Source organism: Denitrificimonas caeni DSM 24390, from assembly GCF_000421765.1.
In the GTDB taxonomy this organism is placed as follows: Bacteria; Pseudomonadota; Gammaproteobacteria; order Pseudomonadales; family Pseudomonadaceae; genus Denitrificimonas; species Denitrificimonas caeni.
In genome coordinates, this window is sequence record NZ_ATXQ01000018.1 from 1 (window position 1) to 8,966 (window position 8,966).

Genomic DNA, 8,966 nt, shown 5'->3' on the forward strand with positions numbered 1-8,966 from the left:
AACGCCCTTGTCCTTTCGCTAACCTTCGGCTCTGCGAATACCTGGTACGAGGACTTGCACCTCGCTAGTTAAGTGCCATGCCCGGCACACACGCTCAAAACAGCGGTGCGGAGCATCCGCCTGCTTTTGCTTGTTATGTGTATTTATCACAACACATTTACTTTCGAGCGATTTCTAATGGGCTTAAATAGCCTGATCAAGAAATCTTCCAAAGCTGGAGCAAGATACACGTACTCAGCTGGAAACCCTACAGCACCAATATCTACGACTTCCGCCCACTTGGCTTGGGGCTTGTAGTGGCCATTTCCCAAGTTTTTATCCGCTCGAAGGACGTGAGAAAGAAGCCGACGGGATATTCCATGCTCAGGGTATGTGTTATTTCCAATGGAAGCACCAAGACCTATATAAACGACTTCACCTTCACAATTAATTAGTGCGTACACACCTGCCATGTCATGATAGGGAGCGGAACCTTTCCATGGCCAACCACTTATCCACGGCATAGGTGAAACCGTGGAAGACTTATCCCAGTGCATATCAAAGAACTTAGCAGTAGCCTCTTCTAAACTTTTCAGTGTTCTCAATAGTTACCTCCTGCCACATAACGTTTGGTTAAGGGGCTGGCATTAGCCCGTCCCAGTGAGCGAAGCGAACGATTTAAACAGCTTGTTAGGCATGGATTCTGTCGAACGCTGCGGATTGGTATTGTTGATTCGTATGTATGGCTGTTATTTTTTGCACTTTGCACATGCAGGATATTTTTTTAATAGATCATCATCTTCAATGAGGTAATAAATACTAGTGCTTGCTCGCTCCATACCAGTTGAGTCAGAGTTACAAAGAGTAAACGCATCAAATATTACGGTCTTGCCAGCCCTTGTTACGCTCTTGCATGCCACCCTGTGTATTACCTCTCCGCCTCCTACTAGAGCCTGCATGTATATTGTTTCTATTGAGTTTGTGTCTGACCATTGTTTTATTGCTGATTCTTTAACTTTTTTAGATTGAGGTGTGAAATCTTTACTCTCGTATCGCTTATAGATTTCATCGCATATGTCATTCAGTTCGTTTTCGAATTGTCTATTTCCTGTAAATATAATAAAACTTTTGAATGGCCGATTTTTCCAAGTGCCAAATTTTGCATTAAAGGATTCCACACCAAAGAACCTCGGATCAAAAAAACGTGAATTAATAACGATGTCAGCCTCCTAATGCATAACGATTAAGCTAACGGGCGTGCAAAAGCGTAGCTTTTGCGAGTCCAGCGAACGAAGTGAGCGGCAGTTGAGCGCATTGTTAGGCGAAACTACCGCAGTGTGCGATATGCAAAGGCGAAGAGGGAAAGCCCGATCGCGGACCAGATAAAGCCAACGACATAAGCACCTACTTGCGGACCGAAAAATAGAGAAAAAAGCAGCCCTAAACCACAGACACTTCTACAGCTTGAGTCAGAGTCCACTGGCAGTGTTTGCATGCCAAAAATGAAGCTGGCGCCTAGGAGCAAAAATAATGATCCGATTAGAGCAATGAGCAGGAATGAACTCGATTTCATCTTTTGCCTAACATTATATTAGTAAGCATGCGCGTTTTGCCGCCAAACCTACTTAGTTAATTTAACAGTAAGACATTGTTTATACGCAGCTTTTCTGCACTTCGCAAGACAGCTACCTATGGCAATTCGTGCATGCTTATTTATATCTCAACGACTGCACATTAAGTATCCAAATAAAACGCTATCGCCTCCCTTTTACTGCCTGTGCTTAAGCCCATACGGAGACAAATCGTGCATTGCTCGGCATTGAAATGCGCACCTTGTTGTTTGACACAGCTTTACTCACCTACTCACCTACTCACCTACTCACCTACTCACCTACTCATTCTGGCAGGCTTTCAATAAAGTCAGTCAAGACCTGTGTGATAGTCAAACCTTTCTTCGCAGCATAAATCTTGAGCTTTGAGTGCATCTCCAGAGAAATATTAAAATTCACCCTTCTCTGCTCCTCAAGATTAGCTAAATCAGCAAACTTAGATTTAGCATCCTGCCTGGCACTTGGCCGGCCTGCGTTTAATAATCTACTCATTTACTCAAATCCTCACCTACTCAACAGCACTATCAAAAAAGCTTTTAATCTCAGCAGCAAGAGCATAAATTTCCATGGCTGCATCACCTGTAGGGTACTCATCTAAAACAGTCGTACCTTGCGCTGCGGAGCCTGGGTAAATGACTCGTTGCGTTATTCTTGTTTCTAAAACAGGCAAGCCATACCCTTCAAGAGCACCACCAACCTCAGAACTCATTTTTGTGCCTTTGATAGCGCGTGAAATAACAAATGCCGCTTGAAGCTTTCCGTCGGTCATTTCTATGCGCTGCTGTACCAGATCAACCAAGTCTGATGTTGCCCAAATATCATACGGACTCGGCTGCACAGGAATCAGAATAAAGTCTGCTGCCTTAATAGCTGACACTGCTAGGTTGGCTGCCTGCGGAGCACCATCAATAATTATATAATCTTTGCGTGCAAGACTCTTCAGGTCACGCTCAATTGTGGGTCTATCAATACCGACAACGGTAACTGGGTTGTCATCGCGTACAGCTGACCAATCCCTAGCGCTGCCTTGTGGGTCTGAATCCACCAATAAAACCTCTGCTCCTGATAACTGAAATGCACGAGCTAAATGGGTTGCGACTGTAGTCTTACCAGCACCACCCTTTTGGTTTAATACTGCTATCACTTTCATCCGTATACGCCTATTCAAATAACATGTACTTAAAAGCTTCTCATGGAAACTCAAAAGCGCAAGTGAGGTTATGAGTAAATAAATAGATGAGTATCTGTATGAAATGACGGATACAAAAATCAGCCGCATAACCTACTGCACCTGCAGTTGTCTCTGCTTGCGTCCTGAATGGCAAGTCGCTATCATGTTTGGCATACCTGCTCATTGAGCAGTATGTCGGTCACTGTCCGATTAAAAGAACCAGTATTATCCTACCGTGCTTCACAGCCAGTACGCTGACAACCTGCAAATAATGTTCGCAGGCAAAACCTCAGAACAGCATCCTATGCTGCTCAACAATCCTAAGGCGCTTAAATGCGCTCTCAGTATTTTCGAATCCATATTCGAAACACCGTGCTCTGATATGCTGATCCAGCTATCTCTTTGAGCCTAGAAATCTATTAATAGCCCGTACGGGCTGAATCTATTCACAGTCATCTCATCTATAAAATCATTTAGCCAGCACAGTTTATCGTGCTGGAACTGATCAAATTATTTATCAAATCTGATTCTCCACAAAAGAGACAGATTCTTTGGTAAGGTCCTAAGTGTCTGATAGATAAGCAAAATACTGCTGAATTAATCGTTGCTGCTCGCGTGAAAATGCGTGAAACGAGCAACCTAACTCGAAAAATGTGCGAATGGGGGCTGCCAGAGTTTGTCTGGACAGCGCGTTGCTGAGGACTTCACCCACAGCATTTTTCTTGTTTAAAAAACACTGTAGAACATTCTAGGCAGAGGGCCGGGTCGCCAGCGGTACTGGTTGATCGGAACACTTAACACACTGCGTCACCTCCTCTCCTCTCTGCTCATAAAATGTTCCAGCGGGTCGTGCCGCTACACCATCGACGTAGTGTGCCCACCAAAACCTCTCAGCTATTGCTGGGGTTTTTGGTGGGCACATTTCAGTGTTTTTAACTCGGTGATTTGCTATGAAACGAAATTTTGGTACTCAGCAACGTGACCCCATGCGAGCAGCTAGCGTGCTGCTAAATGCATCCAGAGATGCAGGCGGTACATCGTTTAGCACTGTGGCAACGGTGCTACAGCGGTTTGATAAATTTGTTGGTTTTGCTAGGGAGCGAGGAGTCTCACGTTTGGATAAAGTAACGCGATTGCTCGTGCAGAACTATGCTGCATTTCTGCGCGACAGTGATTACAGCGCTGCTTATCAGCAAAATCTTCTTTCGGCAGTTAATACTATTTTAACTAAGGGTTATGAGAGTCAAGGGCTGCGGTGGCAACCAGTAACGGGACGTGCTGAGGGATTAATGCGTCGCGACAATGTTCGGAAATCACCTACGACCAGTAAACAGCAACTCCAGCAGGCTCAGGCTGATATGTCCGTACATGCAGCAGTTGTAGCAGGCCTAGCCCGCGAACTGGGACTTCGTAGTAAAGAAGCAGCGTTATTAAATGCCCGTGTTGCACTTAGGGAGGCGGAGGGAAAATCTTTGGTGACAATCGTTGACGGCACCAAAGGCGGTCGGTCGCGTAAAGTGCCTGTAACCAAGCCAAGTCAGTTTGACGCACTCATCAAAGCAGCACACTTACAGGGCGACAATCGCTCACTAATACCCAGCCATCAGACGTGGGTTGAGTTCAGAGCGACCACCTTGTACAACGGCAGAGCAGCATTAAAGAGGACTGGGATCAAGAATTATCACGATCTTAGAGCCGCTTATGCTGCTGATCGCTACTTTGAAGAGACCGGACATTTAGCACCCTGTAACAATAATGGTCGCCGCACTGCGGAACGCTCTATTGATCTGCAGGCCAGAGAAATAATTGCTGAAAAACTCGGGCATGGCCGAACTGATGTGCTGGTGTCCTATGTGGGGAGTAGGAAATCATGAGCAGCAAACCAGACATACTGCAGGAAATAAAAAACTTAACGCGAGATTACGTTCGTAAAGGTGGGAAAAAAAATCGCCGCCAGCAGCACAAACGGATGCTGGAGTTTGGATTGTTCTGTCGAGACAATTTACAAGCCCCGAACCTGGCTACGGTTGGTAAACGTCATGTTGTCAGGTATTACAAAAGCATTGAAAACCTCAGCGATGCCACTCGACTAAGTCACTATTACGCGATAAAAACCTTGTTTTTACTGGCCGGTAAAGCAATGCCCGTTAAACCGTTTCCCGGCCCAAACCCTGAAATAGATAGCTGATAGCTCGTGTGAGCCAAGGCAAAATACTGCATCGCATGCATGGTTCGCCTAGATCAAGCCTCATGTAATGACATTTATAAAAAGCTTTCGCCGGCGAAACAAAAACTGAAACCGGCAGACTGGATATTTGATTAAACAACATGCGTGAACATTACACAGTCGTTTATTTATATGAGTACTACAACTGCAGGCGTTGAGTGAGTAATAAAAAAGCCCAGCTTATGCAGCTAGGTGTCAATGGCCATTAACACTAGGCTTTTACTACCTGTCGTGATTAGGGTCAGGTTTCTAATGTAGAAAAATTGTTCTGCAGCAACTTATCTATACGGGCCAACTCACGACGTTGTTTTTTTAAAAACTCAGCGGCTTCGCAAACTGCTGTGTAATGCTGCTCAATTTCATCAATCAGTAGTCGCTCCTCAGGACCTGCCTCATGAAAAACTTTTGCTCTGTAGCGACGCCCGCGATCTTTTGGCAGAGGTTTAAAATATTGTCCATCCTCACGACCACCAATAAATCCATTGTGGTACCAGGTGCAGCTCAGCGCGCGCTCTTTCAAAATAACACGCGTTGCATAACGCGCAGGAGCACTGCCATTTGACTGCAATTGTTTACGGTATTTATAGTGGCGATCGGATTGAGCCATCGCAAAAACAGCTAAGAGTTGCAACATCACACTATTACACTTTTCAACATGACTCAGCTGAGGACGCATTACCATGTAAAGTTTTTCTATTGGAAAGCCTTCTCGTTCCGCAGCTGCCGAAACTTCAATTAGTTTATCTAACCCGTCAAGACCCTCTGTAATAGCTTCAGTTATTTGATCACTCATGATCATCATCTCCTATAACGTTAATTGGAAACAGGAGATTCGCACGTGATCAACAATACCCAGATATCGATAAGTGACATAAAAAGTCATTTGGTGAAACAAATGCAAATAAAAGTTGTGAAAGCACATTTTAGAGTAAAGCTTTATCTTTTTTGATATTTCAGTTCGTCTAATCAGATTTGTTGCACGCTCAACCTACGTCCCATACGAAGAGTGAAAATAACCAAGCGATTACTCTAAAATCTCAGCTCACCAATTGTAACTGACAGGGCCACATTACTTCATGACCTACCAACCATCTGGCTAAAAAAGGAGTCAAGGTTTCAAGCTTGTCGCCGGCTTCCTGAAACGAGTAACACAGGTTCACCAACGAACTCCTGAGGTCAGCTATAACAATGCTAAAGCATGTAGCCCTGTGCTTGTTTGCGAACTATTTCCCGCATCCACTCCCTTAATGGCTCAGGCTCAAGCACTTGCAAGCCAGTGCCTTGGCTCAACAACCAACGACGTAACTGCATCCCATCCAGCACCTGCGCTTCAAGCACATATCGTTCAGCATGCTGCGGATCAGTCGTTAAGATTTGTTTGTCAGCTAAAGGCGTTTCTTCAAGATGCGCTGCGAGCCATGGGCTAACGAGTAACTTAAGCGCAATACGCTGCCGCTCAGGCAATACCCACTGCATTGCGCCACTATCCAAATAATCATCAATATCAAACTCCGGGAACGATCGAACCGACTCATCCAGCAGCTCGACCTCTTGATAACGATGCAAAGCTGTAATGCGCACATCATCAAACTCAAAAAACCGACAAATCAAGTACAGCGTATGACCTTGCTGCACCAAACCGTAAGGATGAATAATACGTTCAGGCTTGCCTTTATAGGTAGCAGAAAACTTCTGGTTTTCCAGTACCGCCTCATAAATGAGCCCCACTGCTTCTGCATCGACTTGCGGTGCCTGCAAAAAGTGCTGCGGTACAACGCGTACTTTACTCATCCAGTCGTGATACTTGCTGGAGTTATGCTGACGCAATTGCGCTTCCGCTTCAAACTGCCACGGCTCTAAATACTGCAAAACTTGCCGTGGCAATAGAGATTGCAAATGCTCCATAGCCATCGTCACCGTCAAGGCCGTCACAGCATCCATACCCGGAAAGGCTAAATGCGGGCTGCCTTTACTAAACGCCCAGGCGACGCCAGTTTTACCGCGGCCCGCGGGTGCACTTTGTACAAGGGGAAAGTGACTTGATAGGCTAACCAGATCACGCTGGACAGTGCGTAAACTCACTGGATATCCCGCATCTTCTAGCCGTTCATGCAGCTGTTGACTGCTTATTGAGCGTGGTTCACGAGGAATCTGCTGTAGCAACAATAATAAACGTAAAGATGAATCTGCCATACTGCACTCAAATAATTAAACGACAAGTAGTGTCGCATTAGAGTGGCATCATTACACCTCAGTCGCAAGCAACGTACGCAGAGGTAAATAATGAGATTTCTGAGTCCGCATCATTCAGCAGCCCAATATAATGAGACTTTAAACCCTCGCGTACGCCAATGGATTTTAACGCTGCTAGTACCTCTGGGCGGTATGTTTTCCTATGCATCCGATGACATTGTCAGTGATGCTTTGCTGCAAGCCCTGTTTGATTTTGATGACCCTGATATAGAGCTTTCTAAAGCAGAGCTACACAGCTTGTTACGCAAAGAGTATCGAAAGTGTTCAAACATACCGGCACGTTTGCCTGATGTTTTACAGAGCAATATTGCGCAACTAGCTAAGCTCGTAGATTTAGACAGCGTGGAACGATGTATTTTAGAATTCGCCATTGCCCTATCAATGGATGCACGCTTAACCGATGCCGCTGATCTTCTCGGCGACCTGAATACAGCCAAGATGTTCTATAGCTTAACGAAGCTGCTGAACTGCCCTGAAAATGAGATTCGTACCGCCCTATCCCGTGATGGTGCTTTGATGCGTACCGGCATCTTTAATTTAGGTAATTTTGATGACGGTTTTTTAACTCACAAGTTACGGGTGCTGTCTGTGTCGTTTGCAGACACCTTGTATTGCGGTGCAGTCAGTCCACAAGCCTTATTGCGTGATGAGATAAGAAAATCAGCTCCAGCACAGCTCAAGCTAAAAGACTACCCAAGCTTGTCTGAGCATTTGGATATTTTGTTGCCGTATTTAGCGCACAGTGTGCAACAGCGCAGCACTGGCGTGAACATTCTTTTACATGGTCAACCCGGCACAGGTAAAACAGAACTCGCGCGTTTGCTAGCTCAACTCAATCATTGCCAACTCTATGAAGTGGCCAGCGAAGATAGCGATGGCGACTCTGTAACAAGTCAGTACCGTTTAAACGCTTACCGCGCCGCACAACACTTCTTTGCCAGCAACGACAGCATGCTGGTGTTTGACGAGGTGGAGGATATTTTCAGTGAAGACGCTAATCCTTTTATCCAAAAAACAGCGCTTGCAAGTAAAAACAAGGCATGGTTCAACTTGATGCTGGAACACAATAGCATTCCAACCATTTGGATCAGCAACAGCATCAATCGCATGGACCCAGCCTTTGTGCGTCGCTTTGATTTTGTGATTGAAGTGCCACTACCGAGTAAAGAGCAACGTGTAAAATTGCTCAAGCGCTATAGCAAAGGCTTACTGGATAAAAAAACCGTACAAGGCTTGGCCGATCAAGAGCAGCTAAGCCCTGCAGTGATAGAGCGTGCCGCACATGTGGTGACTAGTATTGCTGAAAAACTTGAAAATCCTGCGCAAGCGATGCAGTTACTGATTGATAGCACCTTAAAGTCACAAGGTTACTCGACAGCTCAAATGTAAGCGTAACAACAACCCCACATAGCCAACGCTTTTCTGATGCCATAGCTTACCCGTTTTAATAAACGAGGTGATGTATGAGCCGTCAATATCGCAACACAGCGCAGTGGTTAGAGTTAATCGAAGCTTTTGAGCACAGCGGGCAAACCCAGGTCGAGTTTTGCGCTGCGCTTAAGCTCAATCCTAAGTATTTTAGCAAGCGCCGCAGTGAGTTATTAAGCACTCATCCTGAGTCTGCTTTTATTCAGGTGCAGGCTCAATCAATAAGCACGCCAGCAGCAGGTTCTGGTGCATCATTGGCGTTGCGCTTTCAGCAAACTGAATTAACTTTACCTTTGTC

10 protein-coding genes are annotated in these 8,966 nt (G+C 45.4%); 4 read left to right on the forward strand and 6 right to left on the reverse strand.

Annotation, left to right across the window (positions count from 1 at the left end; genetic code table 11):
- Positions 1-146: 146 nt before the first annotated feature.
- The 4 genes from H591_RS0114310 to parA form a co-directional block, all read right to left on the reverse strand.
- The gene (locus H591_RS0114310; RefSeq protein WP_022967648.1) at positions 147-584 is read right to left on the reverse strand and encodes a GIY-YIG nuclease family protein; all 438 of its coding nucleotides are present in this window, start codon (positions 582-584) and stop codon (positions 147-149) included.
- Positions 585-728: 144 nt separating this feature from the next.
- Positions 729-1,157, reverse strand: coding sequence for a hypothetical protein (locus H591_RS0114315; protein ID WP_022967649.1), 429 nt, complete (start codon positions 1,155-1,157; stop codon positions 729-731).
- 717 nt (positions 1,158-1,874) lie between these two features.
- The gene (locus H591_RS0114320) at positions 1,875-2,081 is read right to left on the reverse strand and encodes a plasmid partition protein ParG (protein ID WP_022967650.1); all 207 of its coding nucleotides are present in this window, start codon (positions 2,079-2,081) and stop codon (positions 1,875-1,877) included.
- A 16-nt stretch (positions 2,082-2,097) separates the two neighbouring features.
- Positions 2,098-2,868, reverse strand: coding sequence for a ParA family partition ATPase (gene parA / locus H591_RS0114325; protein WP_232362445.1), 771 nt, complete (start codon positions 2,866-2,868; stop codon positions 2,098-2,100).
- Between the two features lie 842 nt (positions 2,869-3,710).
- On the opposite strand from parA, the gene H591_RS0114330 reads away from it, so the two are divergent.
- On the forward strand, positions 3,711-4,634 hold the full coding sequence (locus tag H591_RS0114330; RefSeq protein WP_022967652.1) for an integrase domain-containing protein: 924 nt from the start codon (positions 3,711-3,713) through the stop codon (positions 4,632-4,634).
- On the forward strand, positions 4,631-4,948 hold the full coding sequence (locus tag H591_RS0114335) for a hypothetical protein (protein ID WP_022967653.1): 318 nt from the start codon (positions 4,631-4,633) through the stop codon (positions 4,946-4,948). Before H591_RS0114330 ends, H591_RS0114335 begins: the two co-directional genes overlap by 4 nt.
- A 280-nt stretch (positions 4,949-5,228) precedes the next feature.
- Here H591_RS0114335 and mobI read toward each other — a convergent pair whose 3' ends face one another.
- A complete protein-coding gene (mobI, locus tag H591_RS0114340) occupies positions 5,229-5,780 on the reverse strand; it encodes a conjugative transfer protein MobI(A/C) (RefSeq protein ID WP_022967654.1) in 552 nt (183 codons plus the stop codon).
- A gap of 398 nt (positions 5,781-6,178) precedes the next feature.
- Positions 6,179-7,180 (reverse strand): helix-turn-helix transcriptional regulator, encoded by a 1,002-nt coding sequence (locus tag H591_RS0114345; protein WP_022967655.1) that lies wholly within the window; start codon positions 7,178-7,180, stop codon positions 6,179-6,181.
- 90 nt (positions 7,181-7,270) lie between these two features.
- Between H591_RS0114345 and H591_RS15575 the strand changes: the two genes are divergently transcribed.
- Both H591_RS15575 and tnpA read left to right on the forward strand, forming a co-directional pair.
- On the forward strand, positions 7,271-8,629 hold the full coding sequence (locus H591_RS15575) for an AAA family ATPase (RefSeq protein WP_022967656.1): 1,359 nt from the start codon (positions 7,271-7,273) through the stop codon (positions 8,627-8,629).
- 74 nt (positions 8,630-8,703) lie between these two features.
- On the forward strand, positions 8,704-8,966 hold a 263-nt coding region (gene tnpA / locus H591_RS15580), incomplete at its 3' end, for an IS66 family insertion sequence element accessory protein TnpA (protein ID WP_022966224.1).

Bases quoted from the DNA above. Each gene is read 5' to 3' on its own strand.
- H591_RS0114320 (WP_022967650.1), bottom strand. From the start codon at position 2,081: ATGAGTAGATTATTAAACGCAGGCCGGCCAAGTGCCAGGCAGGATGCT.
- H591_RS15575 (WP_022967656.1), top strand. From the start codon at position 7,271: ATGAGATTTCTGAGTCCGCATCATTCAGCAGCCCAATATAATGAGACT.
- mobI (WP_022967654.1), bottom strand. From the start codon at position 5,780: ATGAGTGATCAAATAACTGAAGCTATTACAGAGGGTCTTGACGGGTTA.
- parA (WP_232362445.1), bottom strand. From the start codon at position 2,868: ATGCGGCTGATTTTTGTATCCGTCATTTCATACAGATACTCATCTATT.
- H591_RS0114330 (WP_022967652.1), top strand. From the start codon at position 3,711: ATGAAACGAAATTTTGGTACTCAGCAACGTGACCCCATGCGAGCAGCT.
- H591_RS0114335 (WP_022967653.1), top strand. From the start codon at position 4,631: ATGAGCAGCAAACCAGACATACTGCAGGAAATAAAAAACTTAACGCGA.
- H591_RS0114345 (WP_022967655.1), bottom strand. From the start codon at position 7,180: ATGGCAGATTCATCTTTACGTTTATTATTGTTGCTACAGCAGATTCCT.